The organism is Streptomyces sp. HUAS MG91, from assembly GCF_040529335.1.
Lineage (GTDB): Bacteria > Actinomycetota > Actinomycetes > Streptomycetales > Streptomycetaceae > Streptomyces > Streptomyces tabacisoli.
This window is the reverse complement of sequence record NZ_CP159534.1, coordinates 1,137,530-1,161,791: the sequence shown is the minus strand read 5'-3', so window position 1 is coordinate 1,161,791 and position 24,262 is coordinate 1,137,530. Positions and strand designations below refer to the sequence as shown.

Genomic DNA, 24,262 nt, shown 5'->3' with positions numbered 1-24,262 from the left:
CCCGAAACCACCATGACCGCGACCACCGCGACCACCGTCGACACGGCGACCACCACCAACCCGGTGCTGCGCGTCGCCCCCGCCTCGCCCGCCGCCGCGGCCGCCTACTTCGGCGCGAGCCTTGCCTTCCACGCCGACGTGTCCGACGTCGCCGCCGCACTCGCCGACGGCGCCGCCGATCCGGGCTTCGTCGTCCTCGACTCGCGCAACACCGCGTCCTGGGACCAGGGCCACGTCCCCGGCGCCGTCCACCTGCCGACGGCCCTCATCCCCGAGCAGGCCGGACAGCTCCTCGACCGGTCCGTCCCCGTCGTCACCTACTGCTGGGGCCCCGGCTGCAACGGCGCGACCCGCGCCGCCCTCGCCCTCGCCGAACTCGGCTTCCAGGTCAAGGAGATGCTCGGCGGGTTCGAGTACTGGGTGCGCGAGGGCTTCGCGTACGAGACGTGGGAGGGGCCCGCGCGACAGAGCGCGGACCCCCTGACGGCGCCGGCCGACGGCGACGACTGCGGCTGCTGAACCGCCCCTACAGCTTGGAGAGTTCGTCCACCAGGTCGTCGAGGCCCAGCGACCCCTGCGACAGCGCCGCCATGTGCCACGCCTTCGCGTCGAACGCGTCACCGTGCGCGGCCCGCGCGTTGGCCCGGCCCAGCAGCCAGGCGCGCTCGCCCAGCTTGTAGCCGATCGCCTGGCCGGGGATCGACAGATAGCGGGTCAGCTCGCTCTCCACGAAGTCGGCGGGGCGGCTGCTGTGCGCGCCGAAGAACTCCTGGGCCAGCTCGGGCGTCCACCGCTCACCGGGGTGGAACGGCGAGTCCGCGGGGATCTCCAGCTCCAGGTGCATGCCGATGTCGACGATGACCCGGCACGCCCGCATCATCTGCGCGTCCAGGTACCCGATCCGCGTCTCGGCGTCGGTGAGGTGGCCCAGCTCGTCCATCAGGCGCTCCGCGTACAGCGCCCAGCCCTCCGCGTTGGCGGAGACGATGCCGACCGTCGCCTGGTAGCGCGAGAGGTCACCGGCGACGTGCGCCCACTGCGCGAGCTGGAGATGGTGGCCGGGAACACCCTCGTGGTACCAGGTCGACACCAGGTCGTAGACGGGGAAGCGGGTCTGGCCCATCGTGGGCAGCCAGGTGCGGCCGGGACGGGAGAAGTCGACCGACGGCTCCGTGTAGTACGGCGCCGCGGCGCTGCCGGCGGGCGCGATGCACGACTCCACCTTCCGTACCCGCTCGGCGAGTTCGAAGTGGGTCCCGTCGAGCGTCTCGATCGCCTCGTCCATCAGGTCCTGGAGCCACTGCCGGACCTCCTCGACGCCCTCGATGTGCCGCCCGTGCTCGTCGAGGTGCGCGAGCGCCACCCACGGCGTCGCGGCGCCGGGCAGGATCTTCTCCGCCTCCTGCTTCATCTCGGCCAGCAGCCGGTGGAACTCGCTCCAGCCGTACGCGTACGCCTCGTCCAGATCGAGGTCCGTGCCGTTGTAGTAGCGCGACCAGCGGGCGTAGCGCTCGCGGCCCACGACGTTCGGGGCGCCCTCGACGGCGGGCCGGTACACGTCCCGCATCCAGTCGCGCAGCTCCAGGGTCGCGGCGTCCGCCGCGGCCGCCGCCGCCGTCAACTCGTCGCGCAGCGCGTCGGGACCGGCGGCCGTGAACTCCCCGAACCAGCCCGCCCACTCGGCGAGTTGACCGATGAACGTCTCGGTCGGGCGCGGTCCGCCGTGCAGCTTGCGCTCCAGGCCGAGCGCCAGCGTCTCGCGGTATCCGGCGAACGCCGCCGGGACCGCGCGCAGCCGCGCGGCGATCGCCGCCCAGTCCTCGTCCGTCTCGGCCGGGGTGATCGTGAAGACCTCCCGGACGTGGTGCACGGGCGAGCCCAGGTTGGCGACGGCGCGCAGGTGCTCGTCGGCGTCGTGCACGGCGAGTTCGGCGGTCAGCCGCTCGCGCAGCAGCCGGGCGCAGCGCCGCTCGACGTCGCTGTCGGCGGCGGGCTCCCGCTCCGCCGCGTCGAGCCGCTCCAGGGTCCGCCGGGCCAGCGCGGCGACCGCGTCCAGGCCCGCGGGCGAAAGATCGGGCAGCTTGCTGTGGGCCTCGGGGACGCCGAGGAAGGTGCCGGTGACCGGGTCCAGGTCGATCAGGTCGTCGACGTAGGCGTCCGCGACCTGCCGGGGGGTGTGCGCGATGTCTGACATGCGGACATCCTCGTACGGGTCAGGGGTTCTCGTCACCCTGATACGCGCTCGGCGCACCGTGCGGGTCGCGCGGCGGCAGCAGCGGGCCGCACTCCCACTGCTGGAAGATCAGCCGGGTCTCCACCCGCGCCACCTCGCGCCGTGACGTGAACTCGTCGAGCACGAGCCGTTGCAGGTCCGCCATGTCACGGACGGCGACCTGCACCAGATAGTCGTCGGGCCCGGTGACGTGGAAGACCGTGCGCGCCTCGGGCAGGGCCCGGATCCGCTCCACGAACGGGCCGACCAGCTCCCGCCGGTGCGGACGCACCTGCACCGACAGCAGCGCCTGCAGACCGCGGCCGAGCCGCGCCGGATCGACCCGCAGCGCATGCCCGAGGATCACGCCGCCGCGGCGCAGCCTGTTCACCCGGTCCAGACAGGTCGAGGGCGCGACACCGACCTGCGCGGCGAGATCCCGGTACGTCGTACGGGCGTCGTTCTGCAGCAGCCGCAGGATCTCCAGGTCCACCGGATCGAGTACGACGGAATCGGTCATCCGCCGAACGTAGCACGGGAGTTGAACCGGCTCGCCGGTCATCCGTTCAGGCTGTGGCGCATGGACGACACCTTGGACCACCACGAGGACGCGGCGCGCCCCCGCACCCGGGCCCTCGCCACCGAAGCCGTGCACGCCGGCCGTGACGACCTCGCCGCGCTCGGGCTGCACGCCCCGCCCATCGATCTGTCGACCACCTACCCGTCCGCCGACAGCCGGACCGAGGCCGCCCGGATCGACGCGTTCGCCGCCGATGGCGTCCTCGACGACGGCCCGCCGGTCTACGGCCGCCTCGGCAATCCGACCGTCGCCCGGTTCGAGACGGCGCTCGCCCGCCTGGAGGGCACCGAGGCCGCGGTCGCCTTCGCCAGCGGCATGGCCGCCCTGACCGCCGTGCTGCTGGTACGCCGTTCAGCGGGCCTGGGCCATGTCGTCGCGGTCCGCCCGCTGTACGGATGCAGCGACCACCTCCTCGACACGGGCGTCCTCGGCACCGAGGTGACCTGGGTCGACCCGGCCGGCATCGCCGACGCCGTCCGCCCCGACACCGGCCTGGTGCTGGTGGAGTCGCCCGCCAACCCCACGCTCGCGGAGGTCGACCTGCGGGCCGTCGCGCACGGCTGCGGCACCGTGCCGCTGCTCGTCGACAACACCTTCGCGACGCCCGTGCTGCAACGGCCCGCGGAGAGCGGGGCCCGGCTCGTGCTGCACAGCGCGACGAAGTTCCTGGGCGGGCACGGCGACGTCCTGGGCGGCGTCGTGGCCTGCGACGAGGAGTTCGCGGGGCAGTTGCGCAGGATGCGGTTCGCGACGGGCGGTGTGCTGCACCCGCTCGCGGGCTATCTCCTGCTGCGCGGCCTGGCGACCCTTCCCGTACGGGTGCGCGCCGCGTCGGCGACCGCGGCGGAACTGGCGCGGCGGCTGGCCGGGGATCCGCGCGTCAGCCGCGTCCACTATCCGCGGACCGGCGGCGCGATGGTCGCCTTCGAGGTGGCCGGGGACCCGCACGCGGTGACCGGCGGGGTCGAACTGATCACGCCCGCCGTCAGCCTCGGCAGCGTCGACTCGCTCATCCAGCATCCGGCGTCCATCAGCCACCGCGTGGTCGCCGCCGACGACCGCAGGGCCGCCGGGGTCGGCGACCGGCTGCTGCGGCTCTCGGTCGGCCTGGAGGACGTGGACGACCTGTGGGCCGATCTCGACCGGGCGCTGGGGGAGGCGACGCCTCGTACACTCGCGGCATGTTCAAATCACGCACATCAGGGCGGGACGAATCCTGGGACGGCGTCGTCGTCGACAAGTCCCGCGGGATGACCGACGGCTCGAACATGTACCACTACGTCGAGATCCGCCTCGCCGACGGCGACACCGCCAAGGTGCGGGTCGACCGTCGGCTGTGGAAGTCGGTCGAGGCCGGCGACCGGATCGTGAAGCGACCCGGCGCCGACCCCGAGAAGGCGTAGCGGCCGCGGCCTACGCCTGGGCGTCCGTCTCGTACGGCAGCCGGGACGCCACCGGCGTAGCGTCCAGGCGCGCGGTGACCACCAGGGTGCCCTCTTCGATCTGGTAGTCGAGAGGAAGGCCGAGGCCGCGCATCGCCGCGACCATGCCGGTGTTGGACGCCTGCGTCACCGCGTACACGCTCTCGCAGCCTGCCTCGACGGCCATCGCGACGAGCCGGCCGAGCAGTTCGGCGCCGACGCCGCGGCGCTGCCAGCCGTCCTCGACGAGGAGCGCCAGCTCCGTCTCGTCGCCGTCCCACAGCAGATGGCCGAGGGCGACGATCCGGCCCGAGGCCGTCTGCGCGGCGAGCGTGCGGCCGAAGCGCGGACTGAGCAGGTGGCCCAGATAGCGGTCGGCGTCGCCGACGGGGCCGTGGTAGCGCATGCTCAGCGTCCGCGCCGAGCACCGCTCGTGCATCTCCTTGGCGGCCGGCACGTCGGAGAGATCGGCGCGGCGCACCGTGATCTCGTTGCCCTCGGGCAGCGTGAGCACGTCCTTGCCGCGCGGGATGCGCGGGCCGAGCCGGCTGTCCAGCTCCACGAGGGCGCGGGCGCGCGCGAACTCGGTCGGGGTGAACGGCAGATAGGGCCGCTCCACCGTGATCAGACCGCCCTCCGGGGTGCGCAGCCGTAGCTCCGTGGCGTCGAAGCCGCCCTCGGCGGGCTCGCTGCCCGTGGTCCTCGCGGGCAGCGACCTGATGGTGCACCGGCCGAGCAACTGGCGCAGCGCCAGCGGAAGTTCGGCGGCGTCCTGCGCCGTGCGGGTGGCCAGGCCCAGGATCCGGGTGGGGGCGTCCACCAGGTCGTGGGTGTCGGCGCGCTCGATCCAGGTGTCGGTGCCGCCGGCCCGGGAGACGACCCGGGTCAGATCGGCCGCGGCGGTCTCCCTCGGGGCGCGCAGCAGGAACTCGTCGACCGTGCCCTCGGCCAGCGGGTGCGTCTGCAGGCTGAGGATGTCCACCCGCCGGTGGGCCAGCACCGTGCACAGCGCGGCGAGCGAACCCGGCTCGTCGCGCACCGTGGTCCGCATCCGCCACAGCGTGGTCCCCTGCGGGTCGAGCGCGTCCGCTTCCCGCCGCCCGGCCGTCGTCGCCCCGTCCTCGGTGGGGGCGGACGGCCGGGCGCCGGTATCCGCCGTGGGTGGCGCGTGTTCGTGGCGTCGTGCCCACCACACGTGGAACCCGGCGGTGGCGAGCAGCGCCACCGCCGAGACCACGAGGAGGACGGGACCGTCGGGGCCGTGCCCGATCATGTTCGCCACCGCGTCGGCCACGGCCACCGCCGTGAACAGGGCCGCCAGTTCCACCAGATCCCGGCGCCAGTGGTGGACGGGACGGCCGTGCTTCACTCGCGTCACATCAGACATGTCTTGACTCATGCATCCACTGTGAAGGAGTGGTGTTGCGCGATCACGAACGATGTGTGTCCGATGGGTAAAGAGAGCTTATGTCTGTTTTGTGGGCCCCGGTGTGGTCGTAGTCGCCGGGTCACTGTCCGACCCGTCCCGGCTGGAGCGTCCGGGCGAAGAGGACGTCCCCGCCCTCCTGGCGCAGCCGCACGGTCAGCTCCCCGCTGCCGCCGTCGATCTCGACCTCGCCGAAGTAGGGCGGGGTCTCCATGGGCGAGGTGTTCGCCCGCGAGGGTGCCTTGACGAACACCTGCCGCGGCCCGAACGTCCCGTCCAGCTTCGTCGCCTGGAAGCCGCCCGCGGCCAGCGGACCCGACACGAACTCCCAGAACGGCTCGAAGTCCTGGAACGCCGCGTTCGACGGCTCGTAGTGCTGCGCCGACGTGTAGTGGACGTCCGCCGTCAGCCACAGCGTGCCGGTGATCCGGCGGTGCTTGATGTGCCGCAGCAGCTCGGCGATCTGCAGCTCGCGGCCGAGCGGCGCGCCCGGATCGCCCTGGGCCACCGCCTCGAAGTTCGTGGCGCCGTCGCTCACCACGAGCCCCAGCGGCATGTCGGAGGCGATCACCTTCCAGGTGGCGCGCGAACGCGACAGCTCCCGCTTCAGCCAGGCCAGCTGCTCGGCGCCGAGGATGCCGGTCGTGTCGTCGGGCTGCCGGTCGGGCGAGTTCGCGTTCCGGTACGTGCGCATGTCGAGCACGAACACGTCGAGCAGCGGGCCCTGCCGCAGCACCCGGTACACCCGGCCGTCCTTGTCGCCCGGTGGCAGCGTCGAGACGGGGAAGTACTCGCTGAACGCCCGCAGCGAGCGCGCCGACAGCACGTCCGCGTTCTTCTCCGTGTAGCGGTCGTCGTCCAGGATCTGCCCGGGGTACCAGTTGTTGTGGACCTCGTGGTCGTCCCACTGGGTGATGGTGGGGACCTGGGCGTTGAAACGGCGCACGTGCTCGTCGAGCAGGTTGTAGCGGAACGCGCCGCGGAAGTCCCCGAGGGTCTGGGCGACCTTCGACTTCTCCTCGGTGGTCACATTGCGCCACACCCGCCCGTCGGGCAGCGTCACGCTGGGCAGGATCGGGTTGTCCGCGTAGATGTTGTCGCCGCTGCACAGGAAGAAGTCGGGGTCCAGGGCGCGCATGTCCTCGTAGACGCGGTTGCCGCCCCGGTCCGGGTTGATGCCCCAGCCCTGGCCCGCGATGTCGCCCGACCACAGGAACCGCACCCCGCCACGGCGCCCGGCCGCGGCGGTGCGGAAGGTGCCCGTCACCGGCTCGCCCGTGCGCCGCGGATCGTCCGGGTCCGCGAGCAGCACCCGGTAGTGGATCTGCTCGCCGGACGGCAGACCGCGCAGCCGTGTCGTCCCGGTGAAGTCGGTGTCCGGCCCGACCAGGGGGCCGTGCCATCTCGTCGTCCGCCGGAACGACTCGGTGGCCGACGTCTCCACGATCATCCGCGCGGGCCGGTCCGAGCGCACCCAGATCAGGCCCGAGTGCGCGGTGACGTCTCCGGCCTGCACACCCCAGCCCGCTCCGGGCGGCCCCGACAGGGCGAACGCCGGCGCCGCGACACCGCCGACCGCCGGCAGGGCGAGCCCCGCCGACGCGGCGAGCGCGCCGCGCAGCACTCCTCGGCGGCCGGGCAGCGGATCTGACGGACGGTGCGACATGGGCGCCTCCAGTGACGGTTCCGACGGCGGTGCGGTGCCAAGAGCGCGGACGGGCGCGCGGCGCCGCGAAGCCACACCTACTGGGTCACCACGGCACGCACACGAACCCCAAGTGAACAACTGCTCCTCCCGGCGGGGAACCAGGCGCGCGAGCCCCGGTCGCGGGAGGACGAGCCCCTCGGCGGTTACGGGGACGGCCCCCTCCCGGACGCACTCCGCCCCGTGCCGTGCGCCCGTGGCCGGTCCGACTCCCGTACCGCGGAGGCCAGAAGACGCACCCCCTCGGTGATGCGGGCGGGGGAGAGGTGCGCATAGCCGAGCACCAGGCAGACCCCCTCGCCGGCATCGCCGCCGTAGTGGCTCAGCGTGCGGACGCGGACGCCCGCCGCCGCGCACCGGTCGAGGAGATCCTCCTGGCGGGCGGAGTCGACCGGCAGGGTGGCGATGGCGTGCAGACCGGCCGCGATGCCCGTCACCTCGGTCCCCGGCAGCTGGGCCCCCAGGGCGGTCACGAGGGCGTCCCTGCGCTCCCTGTAGGCGCGCTGGCAGCGGCGCAACTGCCGGTCGTAGTCGCCCCGCTCGATGAACCGGGCGAGCGTCGCCTGGTCGAGCGCGGGATTGCCGAGGTCCATGTAGCGCTTGCGCTCCACGACCTCCTCCGCCAGGGCGTCGGGCACGACCGTCCAGCCCAGCCGCAGCCCCGGGGCCAGCGACTTGCTCACCGACCCCGCATAGGCGACGTGCGCGGGGTCGAGGCCCTGGAGCGCTCCGACCGGGGCGCGGTCGTAGCGGAAGTCGCCGTCGTAGTCGTCCTCCACGAGCAGACCGTCCGACGCCCGCGCCCAGGCGAGGAGTTGCGTCCTGCGCGCCGCCGAGTAGGCCAGCCCCGACGGGAAGTGGTGCGACGGCGTCGTGACCACCGTGCGCACTCCCGAGGCGCGCAGCGCGTCCATGGCGAGCCCGTCCGCGTCCATGGCGATCCGCACCGCCGTGGATCCTGCCGCGGCGAACAGGTCCTCGTACTGCGAACTGCCGGGCCGCTCCACACCGATGCGCCGCTGCCCGCGCCCCTGGAGCACGAAGCCGAGCAGCGTCACCGCCTGCGTCACCCCGGAGCACACGATGACGCGCTCGGGGTCGACCACCACGCCCCGGCGCCGGGCCAGCAGCTCGGCGAGGGCCGTGCGCAGCCGGGGCAGCCCGCGCGGGTCCGGATAGCCGAGCCCCTGGTGCGACAGCCCGGCCAGCACCTCGCGCTGCGCCGCGGCCCAGGCGGCGCGCGGGAACAGCGACAGGTCCGGGCTGCCCGCCACGAAGTCGGCCCGCACCCCGGCGGCCGGCCGCGGCGCCAGGTCGTGGGCCCCCGGCGGCGCGGCCCGCACCGCGTCGCCGACCCAGGTCCCGGCACCCCGGCCGCTGCGCAGGTACCCCTCGGCCGCCAACTGCTCGTAGGCCTCGGTGATCAGGCCCCGCGACACTCCGAGATCCCGGGCCAGGTCCCGGCTCGACGGCATCCGTGTCCCCGGCGCGAGGCGCCCCGACCGCACCGCCTCCCGGAGCGCGGACTGCAGGGAGCGGCCGCGCGCCCGGACCGGCACGGCGACTGCGGGGAGCAGCAACTCCCAGGCTGCGGACGGTGCATGGGTCTCGTTCGTCATGACGCCGGACCCTAGTGCGGGCCGCTTACCGATCGCTGACCGACCGCTGACCGGACCCCGACGCGGCCCCCGACGGCCTGCGGACGGCGGGTCCGCCGATCCGGAATTGGTCCATGAAGCATCCGGTCGATTGGCTCTCCTGCGGGACCATTCCCGCTCCTAGCGTCGACGGCATGAACGCTCCGTCCCTTCGGGGTTCCCTGCTCGCCGCCCTCGCCTGCGTCCTGGTCGGCGGCTCCTTCACCGCCAACAGCGTCCTGGGCTCCTACCCGTACGCGGGCGGCCAGTTCCTGCGCTACGGCGCCGCCTGCCTGCTGCTCCTGCCCGGCCTCCGGCTCGCCCCGCTGCGCGCCCTCGGCGGCCGAGGGTGGGGGCGGCTCGCACTCCTCGCGGCCGTCGGCATGGTCGCCTTCAACCTCGCGGTGCTCGCCGCGGAACGCTCCGCGGAGCCCGCCGTCCCCGGCGTCTTCGTGGGATGCGCGCCCGTCGTGGTCGCCGTCCTGGTGCCGCTGCTGTCCGGGCGGCGACCCCGACGGGCCGTCCTGTACGGCGCGTCGCTCGTCGCCGTCGGAGCGTTCACGGTTCAGGGGTGGGGCCGCACGGACGTCTTCGGGATCGCCTTCTCCGTCTGCGCCCTCGCCGGCGAAGTGGGGTTCGCGGTGCTCGCGGGGCCGGTGCTCGCGCCGCTCGGCCCACGGCTGCTGTCGTGCACCGTGTGCGCCGTCGCGGCCCTGGAGTCGGCGGCGGTGGGCCTGGCCGTGGACGGCACGTCCTGGCTGCGCGTCCCGGACGGCGCGGAGACCGCCGCCCTGGTGTGGCAGGCGGCGGTCGTCACGGTGATCGGCTTCGTGTGCTGGTACATGGGCATGCAGCGGATCGGCGCCGAACGCGCCACGCTGTTCTCCGGCCTTATCCCGGTCGCCGCCGCGTTCACGGCACCCCTGGTCGGCTCGGGAACCTACGGCGTGGCCCAGGGCGTCGGCAGCGCGCTGGTGGGCGCCGGCGTCGCCCTGGGCTCGGGTGTGTGGGGCGGACGCCGGCCGACGGCGGGAGCCCCGGCCGCCGACCGGTCAGCGACTGGTGTCGAGGACCACGCGCGCGACCAGCGCGGGGTCGTCGTGCATCGGGACGTGGCCGCAGCCCGGGAGCCTGACCAGCCGCGCCCCCGGCAGGATCTGCTTGGCGCGGACCCCCTGACGGCGCACGAGCAGCCGGTCGCGGGTGCCCCACGCCACGGTCACGGGGACCTCGGGGATGTCGTCGCGGAACTGCACGTCGCGCCCCGCGTCGAGGGTCTGGCGGAACCCGGTCGCGTTGCGCAGCGCCAGCGTCTCGGCGACCACGGCCTCGGGTGAACGGCGGCCGGGGTGCGCGTAGATGGTGCTGGTCAGCGCGGTCCGCCCGACCGCCGAGCGGGACAGCCGCTCGATCAAGGGCAGCGGCAGCGCCCGCGCGCCCTGCCGCATCGCCAGCAGGGTGCCGAACGCGTACCGGCGCTCCGCCTGCGTCCAGAACCCGGCCGGGGACAGCGCCGTGACGGACCGGACGAGCTTCTCCCGGCCCAGCTCCAGGGCGAGCAGGCCGCCCAGCGAGTTGCCCGCCACGTGCGGGCGTCCGATGCCCAGGTGGCGGCAGAAGGCGTCGAGGACGGGCACCACGCTCGACAGGCCGTAGGCCAGCCCCTCCGGCAGCGCCGGGGACGAGCCGAAGCCCGGCAGGTCCACGGCGATGACATCGCGCTCGGCGGCCAGGATCGGCAGCACCGGCTGCCACGCCTGCCAGTGGTGGCCGATCCCGTGCAGCAGGAGCAGCGGTTCCCCGGCGCCCGCACGCTCGTAGGTCAGCGTCACCTCGCGCGGTCCGCCGGGACTGTCGATGGTGAAGGAGGCCTGTTCCGCCATGTCGTTCGCTCCCTGTCCCCGTCACGCCGCGACGGTTCTTTAGACTCCTTGTCAGCAACAATTACCGCCCAGTAGCGTCCAGTTCAAGGGGCGGGGGCAGGGTGACGTCCTCGTGGGGCGGACGTACCGGTTCCGCCTGGACAGGACGCGGTCCGTCGGATGGGATGGGGGCGTGGCCGCCGAAACGCCGACCGACGACTCTCTTCGCGCCTTCGAGGAGCACCGTCCCGTCCTCATGGGCGTGGCCTACCGCATGCTGGGCCGCGTCGCCGACGCCGAGGACGTCGTGCAGGACACCTGGCTGCGCTGGTCGCGCGCCGACCGGGGCGAGGTCCGCGAACCACGCGGCTACTTGGTGCGCATCGCCACCCGCCTCGCCGTCGACCGGCTCCGCGAGGCGCAGGCGCGCCGGGAGTCCTACGTGGGCCCCTGGCTGCCCGAACCGCTGGTCACCGACTTCGGGCCGACCGTGCCCGACACCGCCGAGCAGGCCGTGCTCGCCGACTCCGTCTCGTTCGCCGTACTGGTCGTCCTGGAGTCGCTCTCGCCGCTGGAGCGCGCGGTGTTCGTGCTGCGCGAGGCGTTCGGACTGCCCTTCGCGGAGATCGCCGCCGTGCTGGAGCGCGGGGAGAGCGCGGTGCGCCAACTCGCCGCCCGCGCGCGCAGACACGTCGAGGAGCGGCGCCCCAGGTTCGACGTCGACCCGGCCCGGCAGCGCGACCTCACCGAGCGATTCCTCGCCGCGGCGGCCGGGGGCGACCTCGACGGACTGCTGGCCCTGCTCGCCCCCGACGTCCGTCTCGTGGGCGACAGCGGCGGAAAGGCCAAGGCGCCGCTGCGCGTCATCGAGTCCGCCGACAAGGTGGGACGGTTCCTGCGCGGCATCGCGGCCAAGGACTCCGGCCCCGGCTTCGAGTTCCGCATCGCCGAGGCCAACGGCGCGACCGCGCTGGTCGCCCTTGTCGACGGCAAGCCCGAGGCGTTCTTCCAACTGGGCGTCTCCGAAGGCAGGATCCAGCACATCTACATCGTGCGGAACCCGGACAAACTGCAGGCCCTCGCCTAGCCGGAGCGTCGCGCCGGGCCGCTTTCCGGCCTCTTTTGGTGCGACTTCTCATGCAACGTTCATCCATGCCTCACGAACGCGGTGTGAACACCGTGCGGCGCTCCATGAATGCTCTGCGGCACCACCCCTGTGTGTGCTGTGACCGATCGATGATTGGTCTTGACCAAGTCCGAGGGCGGCCCTACGCTCGCAGAGATAGTGCAGGAACCTTTAATAAACAAGGGCGCTAAAAAGCCGCCGGAGTACGGCTGTTGCGGAGGACAGGGTGGGGACCACGCAGTTGGAAGCGGCACCGGAGCCGAAGTACTGGCACCTCAAGACCGTGCTCAGCGAGGCGCTCGACTCGGAGTTCGCCGTGGGGGAGATCCTGCCGAACGAGCGTGATCTCGCGGCTCGCTTCGGCGTCGCCCGGGCCACGCTCCGCCAGGCGCTGGAGCAGCTCGAGCTGGAGGGCCGGCTGCAGCGCCGCCGCGGTGTCGGCACGACCGTCGCACCGCCGCGCGTCGGGGTGGACGTCTCCGCCACCGGCCACGACTGGCCGGGCGCGAGCGGCGACGCCTGGCAGGCCGTCGACTGCGTCCGCGACGCGGCCCCGGCCGCCGTCGCCGACATGCTGGAGACCGCCCCGGACGAGAGCGTGCACGTACTGCGCCGCACGCGCGTCTCGCACGGCCAGCCCGTCGCCGCCGAGCTGCTCTACGTTCCCGCGGCGTCGGTGCCCGACCTCACGGCCATAGACGCCCCGTCCGGCGCCGCACGCGCGCGTGCCGTCCTGCGGGAGCTCCAGCGCCTCGGCCTCGACGGCCAGGACCGCGCGGTCGAGCTGGGCTCGGCCCGCGCCGACGACGCCAAGGAGCTGGACCGCCTCCCCGGCGCCCCGGTCCTGGTGGTGACGACCCGCTACTTCAGCGAGGGCACCACGGCGGCCGTCTCCATGGCCACCTACCGGGCGGACACCTGCCGCCTGACGTTCGGCGACACCCCGGACGTGGAAATCCACCACGCCCCACACACCCAGGCGTCCTGACAACCCCCCACCCCCGCCCTGCGAGGGGCGGGGCCATGGCGCCCCGTCAGGGGCGCGGGGACTTGCGCGCCCAGCCACGGCCGGGCGCGCACTCGCGAGGACCCCTCAAGACGTACGGCGATTTGGCGCCCCATCGGGGCCGCGGGGAACGGCGCGCCCAGCCACCGCCCGGGCCCACCCGCCACAGAAGCGCCCCGGCACCCGTCACCGCCGCGCCGTAACAGTCCCCTCAGTAGCGAACAGCTGCTCCTCGACATGGTCCAGCGCCAAGCGCAGCGCTCCGGTCGCCACAGCCGCCTCACCCAACAACGACAGCGCCACCCGAGGCGGCCGCAGACAGTACCGCTCCAACTCCCGCCGCAACGGATCGAGCACCCCGTCGAGCCCGGCGGCCCACCCTCCGACCACCACCAGCTCCGGATCGAGCGCGAGCACCAGCGCGGCGACATCGTGCACCAGCCGCTGAATGAACCGCTCCATGGCGGCGCCGGCCTGCGCGTCGCCCTCCCGGGCCAGCGCGAACACCTTCGCCACGGCCTGCTCGTCCAACGGGTGCAACGGCTCGTCGGTGGTCGACAGCAGCGTCTCCGGCCGCACCCCGCGCCCCAGCAGGTGCAGCGCCCCGATCTCCCCGGCGGCACCCCCGTACCCCCGGTGCAACCGCCCGCCGATCAGCGAACCGGCGCCCGGGCTGAGCCCGGCCATGACGAACACCATGTCGTCCGAGTCGACCCCGGCGCCCTTCCAGTGCTCGGCCACGGCCGCCGTGTTGGCGTCGTTCTCCACGATGACCGGGCACTTGAAGGAGCGGCGCAGCCGCTCGCCCAGCGGCAGCCCCGTCCACCCGGGCAGCGCCGTACCGAGGCGGACGGTGCCGTCGGCCTCCACGATCCCGGGACTGCCCACTCCGACCGCCCGCAGCGACCCGCGGGCCACCCCGGCCCGCCGCAGCAGATCGGCGACGGCCCCGCGCAGCCGCTCGATGCGCTCCTCCGCGGAAGCGGCCTCGTCGACGTCCTTGGCGGCCGTGCCGATGATCCTGCCGTCGAGCGCGGACAGCACCGCGGCGACCCGGTGCGGACCGATCTCCAGACCGAGCAGATGCCCCGCCTCCGCCCGGAAGCGGAACTTCCGCGCGGGCCGTCCCTGGCGCCGCGCTCCCGGCTCCTCGACCGTCGTCTCCACGACGAGCCCGGCCTCGATGAGCCCTTCGACCACGCCCTCGACGGTCGGCCGTGACAGCCCCGTCACACGGGTGATCTCGGTGAGCGTCGCGAAATCCGTGGCCCGCAGCGCGTGCAGCACCACCGCGGAGTTGATCCGCCTGAGCAGAGAAGGATCCCCGCCGGTCAGCCGCCCCAACGTCAGTCCTCCCAGCTAGTGCGCGTGTTCGCCGGATGCTACTCGCCGAGACGGGCAGCGGCGAGAGCCGGGTGCACTTCTGTGGCGGCCGGTGCTCAGCCGGGCGGCGGGCGAAACGGACGGACCGGGCGTCAGCCCGGCGCGACGAAACCGGATTCGTACGCGGCGATCACCGCCTGGGTCCGATCGCGCGCCCCGAGCTTGGCCAGCACGGCGCTCACGTGCGACTTGACCGTCTCGGTGCCGACGACGAGATCCGTGGCGATCTCCGCGTTCGACAGACCGCGCGCCATCAGCCGCAGCACCGCCGACTCCCGCTCGGTCAGCGCCGCGCGCGCCATGGCGGCCCGCGCCGACGGGTTGCCGTACTCGGCGGCCAGCCGGCGCACGGCGGCCGGGAAGAGGAGGGAGTCGCCGCCCGCGACGAGCCGCACGGCGTGCACGATCTCGGCGGGCCGCGCCCGTTTCAGCAGAAACCCGTCGGCGCCCGCGCGCAGCGCCCCGTACACGTACTCGTCGTTCTCGAAGGTCGTGATGACGAGGATCTTCGGCGGGTCCGGCACCGCGCGCAGCACCGCGCGAGTGGCCTCGATCCCGTCGAGCAGCGGCATCCTGACGTCCATGGCGACCACGTCCGGCCGCAACTCGCGCACCAGGGGCACCACGGCCGCGCCGTCCGTCGCCTCACCGACGACCGTGATGTCGGCCTGCGCCTCGAGCACGGCGCGCAGACCCGCGCGGACCAGGGGTTCGTCGTCGACGAGGAGGACTGTGAGCGGCACGGCGTCAGCGTAGATCACGCCACGGGCAGTTCGACGTGCACCTGCCACTCGTCGCCGAGGGGGCCGGTGCGGGCCCGCCCGCCGAGCAGCGCCGCCCGCTCCCGTACCCCGCGCAGCCCGCTCCCCGTACCGCCGGTCCCGGAGGCACGGTCCGCGGGCAGCGGATTGCGGACCTCCAGGACGAGGCGCCGGTCCGCGACGTGGAGGACCACGGTGACCGGGACGGTTCCGCAGTGCCGCAGGACGTTCGTGAGCGCCTCCTGAAGGATGCGGTAGCCCTCGCGGGACACCGGCCCCGGCACCGTCTCCAGCGGCCCGTCCACCGACACCTCCACCGTGGCTCCCGAGGCTCGTGCAGAGTCGAGCAGCCGGTCCGCCTCCTGGAGCGTCGGGCGGCGGCCGGCCGGCCGCTCCGCCTCGCGCAGCACCAGCAGGACCCGTTCCAGATCCTCCAGGGCGGCCCGGCCGGTCTCCTCGATGGCGTCCAGCGCCCGCTCCGTGAACGCCGGGTCGCCCGCCGCCCGCGCCGCACCGGCCTGCACCACCGCCACGGTCAGGGCGTGCCCGATGGAGTCGTGCAGTTCACGCGCGATGCGATTGCGCTCCAGGAGCTGCTCGGTGCGCTCCTCCAGGGCGGCGAGCCGTTCCGCGGCCGACGGGCCGAGCAGCACGAGCGCCGCCCGCGCGAGCACCCATCCGACGCCCGCCACCAGGTACACCAGCGCGAGCAGGGGGACCGGGACGAGCAGCGCGCACGCCATGCCCGCGTCCGGCGCGGGCAGCACCGAGAGACTGCCGGTCCGGTGTCCCGCGGCGGCCCCGGTCAACTCCAGCGACAACGCCATCAGCTGCCCGGTGACGAGGGCCACGGACAGGCCCAGGAACAGCCGCAGCAGCAGCCACACGGCGGTCCGCGCACGGTCCCGCCAGGAGGCCGACGGTGTGACCGACACCCCGCTCTCCGCCCCGTCGCCCTTCACGCGCGCGTGCCCGCCGGGAAACAGCATCAGCCGCGCCTGCAGCCCCTCCGCGCGCCGGGCCGCCGGAACCACGGCGAGCGCCAGGAGGAACGGCACGGGAACCACGTAGACGAGCAGCCAGTCGCGCGGGGTCGGCGACGAGAGGCCGGGAAAGACCGCTCCGCACACGAACGCCAGCACCGCCGCGCACAGCAGATGGAGCCAGCGGGTGTACGTGACCGCGCGTATCAGGGGTCCCGGGAAGCGGCTCATGCGGTCATCGTGTCAGCCGGGCCGCTCCGCACGGCTCCCCCGAGCGGGGGAGAAGCGCCCCACCGGCGGGGGAGGACCGGACCCCGGCCTGTCCACCAGGCTGGCGTCATGACCAGCATCGACGTCCAGGATCTCACCAAGGAGTACGGCACGACCCGCGCGGTCGACCGGTTGACCTTCCGCGTCGAACCGGGCCGCGTCACCGGATTCCTCGGCCCGAACGGCGCCGGGAAGTCCACCACCCTGCGGCTCGCCCTCGGCCTCGCCCGCCCCACCTCGGGGACGGTGCTCATCGGCGGCCGTCCGTACGCGGCGTACGACGCGCCGCTGCGCCGCGTGGGCGCGCTGCTCGACGCTCGCCGCCGCCAACGGCCTGCCCGCGCGCCGCGTCGACGAGGTGCTCGAACAGGCGGGCATCGGCGCGGTGGCGAAGCGCCGCGTGAAGACCTTCTCGCTCGGCATGCGGCAGCGGCTCGGCATCGCGGCGGCGCTGCTCGGCGACCCCGAAGTGGTGCTCCTGGATGAACCGTCCAACGGGCTCGACCCCGAAGGCATCGTCTGGATCCGGGAGTTGCTGCGTGACCTCGCGCGCGAGGGACGCACGGTGCTGGTCTCCAGCCACCTCATGAACGAGACCGCCACCTTCGCCGACCACCTCGTCGTCCTGGGTCGCGGCCGGCTGCTCGCCGATGTGCCGATGCCCGACTTCATCGCCGCCCACAGCGCCCGCAGGGCCCGGGTGCGCAGCTCGGATCCGGCACGGCTGCGCGCCGTGCTCACGCGTGCGGGCCACACCGTCACGCTCGCCGACGACGGCCGCTGCACGGTCGACGGAGCCCGCGCCGCGGAGATCGGTGCCCTGGCCGCCGCCGACGGCATCCCCGTCCTCGAACTCACCGACGAACAGGCCTCGTTGGAGCAGGCCTATCTCACCCTGACCGCGGGCGACGCAGAGTTCGCCACCACACCCCTCCAGGAGGCCTGACCATGCCCGCCACCGCCGCGATGCGTACGGCGCACTCCGAGTGGATCAAGATCAGGTCGCTGCGCGGCAGCCTCGGCTCGCTGATCGCCGTGTTCGCCGCCACCGTGGGCGTGACGGTCCTGGTCTTCGCGACCGTCGGCCGCTCCGAGGTCGAAAGCGGTGACGACCTCCTCCTCGGTTCCTTCTACGCCCTCAACTTCGGTCAGATCGCCGCCCTCGCCTTCGGTGCCATCGCCGTCTCCTGCGAGTTCCTGAACGGCGCCCTGCGCGTCTCCCTCGCCGCCGTCCCGCGCCGCGACCTGTTCTACGCGGCGAAGACCGCGGTCGTCGGCGGCTGCGTGTTCGCCGTCGGCACGGCCACCACCTTCACGGCGTTCGTCGCCGGACAGGCCTTCATGGGCGACGACGCGCTGAGCCTCGGCGACCCGGGCGCGGTGCGGGCGTGCCTCGGTGGCGGTGTGTATCTCGCGCTCATGGCGCTGTTCGCGGCGGGCCTGACCGCCGTGCTGCGCAGCGCCGTCGCGGTGCTCAGCATCCTCGTACCGTTCCTGCTGATCGTGTCGTTCGTGATCGGCGACGTGGCGGGCTCGGCCGCCGACTACCTGCCCGACCGGGCCGGTCAACAGGTCCTGCGCCAGGACCCCGTGGGCTCCCTCGGCCCCGGGACCGGGCTCGCGGTGACCGCGCTGTGGGCCGCCGCCGCCGTCCTCGCCGGCTGGTGGAGCGTGCGCCGCAGGGACGCCTGACGCGCGACCGGTCCGTTGTCGGTGGCGGGCGCTTTACTGGAACGGTGACCCTCGCGGAGCAGTGCGCGATCATCGACCAGCTGTGGGCGGCACCCTTCCCGGACGACCACGGCAGATCCGTCGCGGGCTTCGGCGGACCCGGATACGCGGTGGCGGAGCTGACCCGGCGGCACGGGGAGCGCGAGGAGGCCGAGGACCGGGCGGAGGCGGACCGCGACGACCTGTCCGCGCTGCTCGCGCAGGGCTGGGGAGCGTGCACGCCCGCGCCCTGGAGCAGGGCGCGGTGGTGGCCGAGCCGTGGGGCTGGCTCAGCGCCTGCGCCCAGGAACTGCACGCGTGGTGCGTCGGCGAGCGCTGGGTCGCCCTCGCCGTGGCCCACCAGGGAGACGACCAGCCCTACCAGCTCGTGGTCGTCGTCACCGATGTGGCACCGCCCTAGGGCCGCACCGGGAGCCCTGGGAGGGGCGGGACCGGAAGTTGGCGACGGACCGGGGACGCGCGTGGAGAACTCCCGTGCCACCATGGCATCTTGATCACCAGCGGCACCCTTCATCACCACCGCACGCGGCACCCCGGCAGGACCGCGGGAACGGAGACCACATGAGCGACGACAGCGCGCAGCAGCAGGGGATCGAGCAGCGGATCTCCGCCCACATCGCGCACAACGCCCGTGTGTGGAACTACTGGCTGGGCGGCAAGGACCACTACGAGGTGGACGAGCAGGTCGGCGACATGGTCACGTCCATGTACCCGAGCATCGGCGAGGTTGCCCGCGCCGACCGCGCCTTCCTCGGCCGCGCCGTCACGTTCCTCGCCGGTGAGGCGGGCATCCGGCAGTACCTCGACGTCGGCACGGGCCTGCCGACCGTGGAGAACACCCACGAGGTCGCCCAGCGCATCGCCCCCGACGCCCGCGTGGTCTACGTCGACAACGACCCGATCGTGCTCACCCACGCCCGCGCCCTGCTCACCAGCTCCGCGCAGGGCGCCACCAGCTACGTCGACGCCGACGCGCACGACCCGAAGGCGATCATCGAGGCCGCGTCGCGGACCCTCGACCTCGACAGGCCCGTGGCGATCATGCTGCTCGGCATCCTGAACTTCGTCCTCGACACCGAGAAGGCCACCGCCATCGTGCGCGACCTCGTCGCCGCCGTCCCCTCCGGCAGCTACCTCGTCCTCACCCACCCCACGCTGGAGCTGGGCGGGGAGGGCAACGAGGCGGCGATGAAGTTCTGGAACGAGAACGCGACGCCGCCGATCACCGCCCGCACCGGCGCCGAGGTGAGCGCGTTCCTCGACGGTCTCGAGCTGATCGAGCCGGGCCTCGTCTCCTGCGCGCGCTGGCGCACCGAGGGCACCGAGGAGGGCCCGCTGGTCGCCCAGTTCGGGGTGGTGGCGCGCAAGCCGTAGCGCGCCCCCCCGGCGGCGCCCGTGCTCACCCCGCGAGCGCCGCCGGAGCCGACGCCGACAGCAGCCGCGCGTACCGGTCCCGCCAGGGCAGCGCCTCCTCCAGCTGGGCACTCAGCGCGATCAGAGTGGCCTCGTCCGCGGGCCGCCCGACCAGCTGCACCCCGATCGGGACGTCCCCGGCGGTCCAGTACAGCGGCACGTTCACCGCCGGCTGGCCCGTCATGTTGTACGGACTCGTGAACGCGCTGAACGCGCTCTGCCGGTGCAGATTGACCAGCGGATCGCCCGACTCGTCGAAGTACTCGACCGGCCGCGGCACGGTCGCCAGCGTCGGAGTGAGGACGACGTCGTAGGCGGCCGTCGCCCGGACCGCCCGACGCGAGGCGCGCTGCATCCCGGTGACCGCGGCGGCGAACCGCTCGCCCGACACCGTCCGCCCGTACTCCCGCCAGGCCCGGGTGACCGGCCGCAGCAGCGCCTCGCGGTCCGGCTCGACCGCGTACCCGAGCGACTGCACGCCCCAGGCCGACACGAAGTGATCGCCGATCTCGGGGCCGAAGGGCGTGGGGATGTCCTCGACGTCGTGCCCGAGGCTCTCCAGCAGCGCGGAGGCGTGCTCCCACGCGGCCACGCACTCCGGGTCGACCGTGACGCCCTCCGCCGCGGGCGACGCGTACCGCCCGATGCGCAGCCGGCCCGGCGAGCGGTCGGCGTGGCCGAGGAACGTCTCGCCCTCGGGCAGCGGCGGCGCCCAGTGCGGATCACCCGGTTCGGGCCCGGCCAGCGCGTCGAGCAGCGCCGCCGCGTCCCGCACCGAGCGCGCCAGGGGTCCCTGTACCGCCAGACCGGTGACCTCGGCGCCCGCGGGCCCCGAACTCACCCGCCCCCGCGACGGCTTGATGCCGAACAGGCCGCACGCACTGGCCGGGATCCGGATCGAACCGCCGCCGTCGCTCGCGTGCGCGACCGGCACCAGACCGAGCGCCACGGCGACGGCGGACCCGCCACTGGATCCGCCCGCCGACAGCGCCGGATCCCAGGGGTTGCGGGCCGGGCCCTTGACGTCGTTGTCGGTGTAGCAACAGCAGCCGAACTCGGGGGTGTTGGTCTTGCCGATGCTGATCGTTCCGGCCGCACGCAGCCTGCTGACGCTGTGCGCGTCGGCCGTCGGCACGTGCGCGACGAACGCCTTCGAGCCGTACGTGGTCGCCACTCCGGCGGTGTCGGTGAGGTCCTTCACCGCCGTCGGCACGCCGGACAGGGGCGAGGCCCGCTCCGCGTCCGACCGCTCCCGCAGGGCGGCCGCCGCGGACAGCGCCGCCTCGGGGGTACGGGTCACGAAGGCACCGAACGACTCGTCGAAGGCCTCGGCACGGGCGAGATGGTGGCGGACCAGCTCCTCGGGAGCAAGGTCTCCGGCGCGCACGGCCGCGGCCTGCTCCAGCGCGGTGAGCGCGTGCGGGGCAGTGGGGGTGCTCATACGGTGCTTCCCTCCTCGGCGTCGTGCCGTATCCCGGCGACCTGGCGGGCCACCGACTCCTCGTGCTCCTCCAGGTCGCGCTTCGCGTCGCGCGGGCGCCAACGGCCGGTCATGACGAAGACGAACGGCAGGAACAGCACCTGTCCGCCCAGGCACACCCACCACCAGGTCTGCCACGCGCCGGGGGTGTCCGCACCGGCCTGCTGCACCTCGGCGCCGTGCTCGCGCAGGATCTTCAACTGCGGTGCCGCCTTCTGGACGGTCCGCAGCCCGGCGGCACCGACCTCCTTCCGCGCGCGGGCGAGCAGTTCCGGAGGCACCTTGCCCGGCCCGTACCGGTCGAGTTCCGCGAACAGCTTCGGGTGGGCCTCGGTGACGGCCAGCGCCGGAGCCGCCTGTGCCGAGGCCGTCTTCACCTCGGCGCCGTGCTCGATCAGCGGGGTCACCGTGTTCACGACGAGCGGGACACAGGCCGCGGAGAGCGCCACCGTGATGCGCACGATCCAGCCCCAGATCGCGAGGCCCGTGGCCGTGGCCGCCGGATTGTGCCGCTCCACGGTCTCGGTGAAACTCGCCATCCACGGCGAGTAGGCGACGCCACTCGTCACGCCGATCCCGGCGACGATGAACGCGAACGTGTAGTAGCCGGTGTGCGGTTGAGTGGCGTGCAGGGTGAAGGCGAGGGTGAACCCGATCGAGCCGAGCGCGCCCGCCAGCATGAACGGCTTGCGCACCCGCAGCCGGTCCGAGAGCAGCCCGGCGATGACCAGGGAGATTGCGTTGGCGCCCCAGTACCAGTTGAGCAGGGCGTTCGCGCGCTGCGCCGAGTAGCCGAACGCCGTGGAGAAGTAGAGGACGAAATTGCCCACGGCCGCGTAGTAGAGAAGCAGGTAGAGGCTGATGGCGACGGCGGAACCGATGACGTCGAGGCGCATCATCTGCCGCCACTGCCCGTGCAGCGCTGCGGCGGTGTCGATACCCCTGGCGCGCGCCTCGATCAGCGCGCGGTCGCGCAGGCTCACCATGATCTGGTCGCGCAGGGCCGGCGCCAGCTCGCGCAGCCCGAACAGGGCGATCACGAAGAGGACGAGGCCGCTGACGCCGGCGAAGCGGATCTCGTCCTGCCAGCTCGTCCCGTCCCCGTACGTGCGCGAGGTGACGGCCGTGACCACCAGGGAGCCGATGATCGGCCCCATCGTCCAGTAGCCCATCGCCGAGGCCCGTCCCAGCTGCGGGGAGAAGTCGCGGATCAGGGCGGGGGTGGCCACGAGGATCATGCCCTCCACCAGGGCGACGGCGCAGTAGAGCAGCAGATAGCTCGTCTTCCCGGGCGCCTGGGGCAGCGCGAACGTGGTCAGCAGCCCGACCACGAGCAGGCCGTAGACCACGATGTTCGCGCGGCCCCAGCGGTCGGCGAACCCGGCCACCAGGGAGGCGAACGCACCGACCGCGTTCGCGGCCACCGAGATGTAGACGAAGTACAGGAACGTCATGTGGTACTCGGCGATGATCGCGGTCGACACCGCGTACTGCACGTACAACTGGTAGTACAGGACGATCGTGACGAGCACGACGATCCCCAAGTACCAGTATCGGGCGCCGCGTTCGGGGTAGCGGTCGAGGCGTCGTCCGCCCGGCCCCCGAAGCGTGAACGAGGTCGTCACCTGGCCTCCTGTGCTGGTCGGCCGCACGCCGGAGCGCGTGCTCGCCGCCGCGAGGCTAGTACCGACTAGTCGGTACGTAGAAGGGGTCGGAACGATATTTGTTGATCGCCCGGAGACCGCGCACATGCGAAAGCCGCCCGTGACGTCCGGTGCCGGACGTCACGGGCGGCCTCAGCGGCTGCGGCGGGGCCGCGTCAGAGAATGGCTCCCGGCGTGTACCCGGCGGCGTCCGGGTGCTGCTTCACGATCTCCTCGATCCAACCGACGACCTGGCCGACCTGACCGGCGGCGGCGCCCGTGAACGACAGCTTGTCCGCCATCAGCGCGTCGAGCTGAGCACGGTCCAACGGGATCCGGGTGTCGGCGGCGAGCTTGTCGAGCAGCTCGTTGCGCTCGGCGCCCTGCTCGCGCATGGCCAGGGCCGAGGCCACCGCGTTCTCCTTGATGGCCTCGTGGGCCTCCTCGCGGCCGACGCCCGCGCGCACCGACGCCATGAGGACCTTGGTCGTGGCGAGGAACGGCAGGTAGCGGTCCAGCTCACGGGCGACGACGGCCGGGAACGCGCCGAACTCGTCGAGGACCGTCAGGAACGTCTCCAGCAGACCGTCGAGCGCGAAGAACGCGTCCGGCAGCGCCACACGACGCACGACCGAGCACGAGACATCGCCCTCGTTCCACTGGTCGCCCGCCAGCTCGCCGGTCATCGACGCGTAGCCGCGCAGGATCACCATGAGGCCGTTGACGCGCTCGCAGGAGCGGGTGTTCATCTTGTGCGGCATCGCGGACGAGCCGACCTGGCCCGGCTTGAAGCCCTCGGTGACCAGCTCGTGCCCGGCCATCAGCCGGATCGTCTTGGCCAGCGAGGAGGGCGCCGCGGCGAGCTGCACCAGCGAGGTCACGACCTCGTAGTCGAGCGAGCGCGGGTAGACCTGGCCGACCGACGTGAACGCCTGAGAGAAGCCGAGGTGACCGGCGATCCGGTCCTCCAGGTCGGCCAGCTTCGCGGCGTCGCCGCCGAGCAGGTCGAGCATGTCCTGCGCGGTGCCGACCGGGCCCTTGATGCCGCGCAGCGGGTAGCGGTTCAGCAGTTCCTCGACCCGGCCGTACGCGACGAGCAGCTCGTCGGCGGCGGTCGCGAAGCGCTTGCCGAGGGTGGTGGCCTGCGCGGCGACATTGTGCGAGCGGCCCGCCATGACCAGCTCGCCGTACTCGCCGGCCAGCTTGCCGAGCCGCGCCAGGACGGCGACGGAACGGTCCCGGACCAGCTCCAGCGAGAGCCGGATCTGCAACTGCTCGACGTTCTCCGTCAGGTCGCGGGACGTCATGCCCTTGTGGACCTGCTCGTGCCCGGCGAGCGCGTTGAACTCCTCGATGCGGGCCTTCACGTCGTGCCGCGTGACCTTCTCGCGCTCGGCGATCGAACCCAGGTCGACCTGGTCGAGCACCCGCTCGTAGTCGGCGATCGCGGCATCCGGCACCTCGATCCCGAGATCCTTCTGGGCCTTGAGCACGGCGAGCCAGAGCTTGCGCTCCAGCTTCACCTTCTCCTCGGGGGACCAGAGGGTGGCGAGGTCGACGGAGGCATAGCGTCCGGCGAGAACGTTCGGGATACGGGGCTTTGCAGGCGCAGTCACGTGTACG

20 protein-coding genes and 2 pseudogenes are annotated in these 24,262 nt (G+C 73.3%); 10 read left to right on the top strand and 12 right to left on the bottom strand.

What is annotated here, in order from left to right; genetic code table 11:
* The first annotated feature begins 12 nt into the window (after nt 1–12).
* The gene (locus ABII15_RS05450) at nt 13–519 is read left to right on the top strand and encodes a rhodanese-like domain-containing protein (RefSeq protein WP_353941132.1); all 507 of its coding nucleotides are present in this window, start codon (nt 13–15) and stop codon (nt 517–519) included.
* 7 nt (nt 520–526) lie between these two features.
* Here ABII15_RS05450 and ABII15_RS05445 read toward each other — a convergent pair whose 3' ends face one another.
* Both ABII15_RS05445 and ABII15_RS05440 read right to left on the bottom strand, forming a co-directional pair.
* Nucleotides 527–2,194 (bottom strand): DUF885 domain-containing protein, encoded by a 1,668-nt coding sequence (locus ABII15_RS05445; protein WP_353941131.1) that lies wholly within the window; start codon nt 2,192–2,194, stop codon nt 527–529.
* A 19-nt stretch (nt 2,195–2,213) separates the two neighbouring features.
* Nucleotides 2,214–2,732, bottom strand: a complete 519-nt coding sequence (locus tag ABII15_RS05440) for an Lrp/AsnC family transcriptional regulator (protein ID WP_353941130.1) — start codon at nt 2,730–2,732, stop codon at nt 2,214–2,216.
* A 60-nt stretch (nt 2,733–2,792) separates the two neighbouring features.
* Here ABII15_RS05440 and ABII15_RS05435 point away from each other — a divergent pair, with 60 nt between their 5' ends.
* Both ABII15_RS05435 and ABII15_RS05430 read left to right on the top strand, forming a co-directional pair.
* Nucleotides 2,793–4,046 carry a PLP-dependent transferase gene (locus tag ABII15_RS05435; protein ID WP_353941129.1) on the top strand — a complete coding sequence of 418 codons (1,254 nt, stop codon included), beginning with the start codon at nt 2,793–2,795 and terminating at the stop codon, nt 4,044–4,046.
* Nucleotides 4,043–4,195 carry a hypothetical protein gene (locus tag ABII15_RS05430; protein WP_353941128.1) on the top strand — a complete coding sequence of 51 codons (153 nt, stop codon included), beginning with the start codon at nt 4,043–4,045 and terminating at the stop codon, nt 4,193–4,195. The genes ABII15_RS05435 and ABII15_RS05430 overlap by 4 nt, the downstream gene beginning before the upstream one ends.
* Nucleotides 4,196–4,205: 10 nt before the next feature.
* On the opposite strand, the gene ABII15_RS05425 is transcribed toward ABII15_RS05430, so the two are convergent.
* The 3 genes from ABII15_RS05425 to ABII15_RS05415 all read right to left on the bottom strand — a co-directional run bounded on the left by ABII15_RS05425 (nt 4,206) and on the right by ABII15_RS05415 (nt 8,963).
* Nucleotides 4,206–5,600, bottom strand: coding sequence for a GNAT family N-acetyltransferase (locus ABII15_RS05425; protein ID WP_353941127.1), 1,395 nt, complete (start codon nt 5,598–5,600; stop codon nt 4,206–4,208).
* 121 nt (nt 5,601–5,721) lie between these two features.
* Nucleotides 5,722–7,305, bottom strand: coding sequence for an alkaline phosphatase D family protein (locus ABII15_RS05420; protein ID WP_353941126.1), 1,584 nt, complete (start codon nt 7,303–7,305; stop codon nt 5,722–5,724).
* Nucleotides 7,306–7,490: 185 nt separating this feature from the next.
* Nucleotides 7,491–8,963, bottom strand: a complete 1,473-nt coding sequence (locus ABII15_RS05415) for a PLP-dependent aminotransferase family protein (protein WP_353941125.1) — start codon at nt 8,961–8,963, stop codon at nt 7,491–7,493.
* 113 nt (nt 8,964–9,076) lie between these two features.
* Here ABII15_RS05415 and ABII15_RS05410 point away from each other — a divergent pair.
* Nucleotides 9,077–9,964: pseudogene (locus ABII15_RS05410) on the top strand (EamA family transporter); the annotation flags it as partial.
* A gap of 69 nt (nt 9,965–10,033) precedes the next feature.
* On the opposite strand, the gene ABII15_RS05405 reads toward ABII15_RS05410, so the two are convergent.
* Nucleotides 10,034–10,864 (bottom strand): alpha/beta fold hydrolase, encoded by an 831-nt coding sequence (locus tag ABII15_RS05405; protein WP_353941124.1) that lies wholly within the window; start codon nt 10,862–10,864, stop codon nt 10,034–10,036.
* A gap of 172 nt (nt 10,865–11,036) precedes the next feature.
* On the opposite strand from ABII15_RS05405, the gene ABII15_RS05400 reads away from it, so the two are divergent.
* Entirely contained in the window at nt 11,037–11,930 is an 894-nt protein-coding gene (locus tag ABII15_RS05400) for an RNA polymerase sigma-70 factor (protein ID WP_353941123.1), read from the top strand.
* A 265-nt stretch (nt 11,931–12,195) separates the two neighbouring features.
* Nucleotides 12,196–12,957: a GntR family transcriptional regulator gene (locus ABII15_RS05395; protein WP_353941122.1), complete on the top strand. Its 762-nt coding sequence runs from the start codon at nt 12,196–12,198 to the stop codon at nt 12,955–12,957.
* A 204-nt stretch (nt 12,958–13,161) separates the two neighbouring features.
* Here the strand turns inward: ABII15_RS05395 and ABII15_RS05390 are convergent, their stop codons facing one another.
* The 3 genes from ABII15_RS05390 to ABII15_RS05380 all read right to left on the bottom strand — a co-directional run bounded on the left by ABII15_RS05390 (nt 13,162) and on the right by ABII15_RS05380 (nt 16,333).
* On the bottom strand, nt 13,162–14,319 hold the full coding sequence (locus ABII15_RS05390; protein WP_353941121.1) for an ROK family transcriptional regulator: 1,158 nt from the start codon (nt 14,317–14,319) through the stop codon (nt 13,162–13,164).
* A gap of 131 nt (nt 14,320–14,450) precedes the next feature.
* A complete protein-coding gene (locus ABII15_RS05385; protein ID WP_353941120.1) occupies nt 14,451–15,101 on the bottom strand; it encodes a response regulator transcription factor in 651 nt (216 codons plus the stop codon).
* Between the two features lie 14 nt (nt 15,102–15,115).
* Nucleotides 15,116–16,333, bottom strand: coding sequence for a histidine kinase (locus ABII15_RS05380; protein WP_353941119.1), 1,218 nt, complete (start codon nt 16,331–16,333; stop codon nt 15,116–15,118).
* 108 nt (nt 16,334–16,441) lie between these two features.
* On the opposite strand from ABII15_RS05380, the pseudogene ABII15_RS05375 reads away from it, so the two are divergent.
* The 4 genes and pseudogenes from ABII15_RS05375 to ABII15_RS05360 all read left to right on the top strand — a co-directional run bounded on the left by ABII15_RS05375 (nt 16,442) and on the right by ABII15_RS05360 (nt 19,477).
* Nucleotides 16,442–17,318, top strand: a pseudogene (locus ABII15_RS05375) (ATP-binding cassette domain-containing protein).
* A gap of 2 nt (nt 17,319–17,320) precedes the next feature.
* Nucleotides 17,321–18,064: an ABC transporter permease gene (locus ABII15_RS05370; protein WP_353941118.1), complete on the top strand. Its 744-nt coding sequence runs from the start codon at nt 17,321–17,323 to the stop codon at nt 18,062–18,064.
* Nucleotides 18,065–18,317: 253 nt separating this feature from the next.
* Nucleotides 18,318–18,503, top strand: coding sequence for a hypothetical protein (locus ABII15_RS05365; RefSeq protein ID WP_353941117.1), 186 nt, complete (start codon nt 18,318–18,320; stop codon nt 18,501–18,503).
* Between the two features lie 161 nt (nt 18,504–18,664).
* Entirely contained in the window at nt 18,665–19,477 is an 813-nt protein-coding gene (locus ABII15_RS05360) for an SAM-dependent methyltransferase (protein ID WP_353941116.1), read from the top strand.
* A 25-nt stretch (nt 19,478–19,502) separates the two neighbouring features.
* On the opposite strand, the gene ABII15_RS05355 is transcribed toward ABII15_RS05360, so the two are convergent.
* The 3 genes from ABII15_RS05355 to purB form a co-directional block, all read right to left on the bottom strand.
* Entirely contained in the window at nt 19,503–20,957 is a 1,455-nt protein-coding gene (locus ABII15_RS05355; RefSeq protein ID WP_353941115.1) for an amidase, read from the bottom strand.
* On the bottom strand, nt 20,954–22,621 hold the full coding sequence (locus ABII15_RS05350; RefSeq protein ID WP_353941114.1) for an MFS transporter: 1,668 nt from the start codon (nt 22,619–22,621) through the stop codon (nt 20,954–20,956). Before ABII15_RS05350 ends, ABII15_RS05355 begins: the two co-directional genes overlap by 4 nt.
* 194 nt (nt 22,622–22,815) lie before the next feature.
* On the bottom strand, nt 22,816–24,255 hold the full coding sequence (purB, locus tag ABII15_RS05345; RefSeq protein WP_353941113.1) for an adenylosuccinate lyase: 1,440 nt from the start codon (nt 24,253–24,255) through the stop codon (nt 22,816–22,818).
* Nucleotides 24,256–24,262 lie beyond the last annotated feature (7 nt).

Excerpts from the sequence above, each read along its gene's own strand:
- ABII15_RS05450 (WP_353941132.1), top strand. The coding sequence starts at position 13 with ATGACCGCGACCACCGCGACCACCGTCGACACGGCGACCACCACCAAC.
- ABII15_RS05445 (WP_353941131.1), bottom strand. The coding sequence starts at position 2,194 with ATGTCAGACATCGCGCACACCCCCCGGCAGGTCGCGGACGCCTACGTC.
- ABII15_RS05440 (WP_353941130.1), bottom strand. The coding sequence starts at position 2,732 with ATGACCGATTCCGTCGTACTCGATCCGGTGGACCTGGAGATCCTGCGG.
- ABII15_RS05435 (WP_353941129.1), top strand. The coding sequence starts at position 2,793 with ATGGACGACACCTTGGACCACCACGAGGACGCGGCGCGCCCCCGCACC.
- ABII15_RS05430 (WP_353941128.1), top strand. The coding sequence starts at position 4,043 with ATGACCGACGGCTCGAACATGTACCACTACGTCGAGATCCGCCTCGCC.
- ABII15_RS05425 (WP_353941127.1), bottom strand. The coding sequence starts at position 5,600 with ATGTCTGATGTGACGCGAGTGAAGCACGGCCGTCCCGTCCACCACTGG.
- ABII15_RS05420 (WP_353941126.1), bottom strand. The coding sequence starts at position 7,305 with ATGTCGCACCGTCCGTCAGATCCGCTGCCCGGCCGCCGAGGAGTGCTG.
- ABII15_RS05415 (WP_353941125.1), bottom strand. The coding sequence starts at position 8,963 with ATGACGAACGAGACCCATGCACCGTCCGCAGCCTGGGAGTTGCTGCTC.
- ABII15_RS05405 (WP_353941124.1), bottom strand. The coding sequence starts at position 10,864 with ATGGCGGAACAGGCCTCCTTCACCATCGACAGTCCCGGCGGACCGCGC.
- ABII15_RS05380 (WP_353941119.1), bottom strand. The coding sequence starts at position 16,333 with ATGAGCCGCTTCCCGGGACCCCTGATACGCGCGGTCACGTACACCCGC.
- ABII15_RS05370 (WP_353941118.1), top strand. The coding sequence starts at position 17,321 with ATGCCCGCCACCGCCGCGATGCGTACGGCGCACTCCGAGTGGATCAAG.
- ABII15_RS05360 (WP_353941116.1), top strand. The coding sequence starts at position 18,665 with ATGAGCGACGACAGCGCGCAGCAGCAGGGGATCGAGCAGCGGATCTCC.
- ABII15_RS05355 (WP_353941115.1), bottom strand. The coding sequence starts at position 20,957 with ATGAGCACCCCCACTGCCCCGCACGCGCTCACCGCGCTGGAGCAGGCC.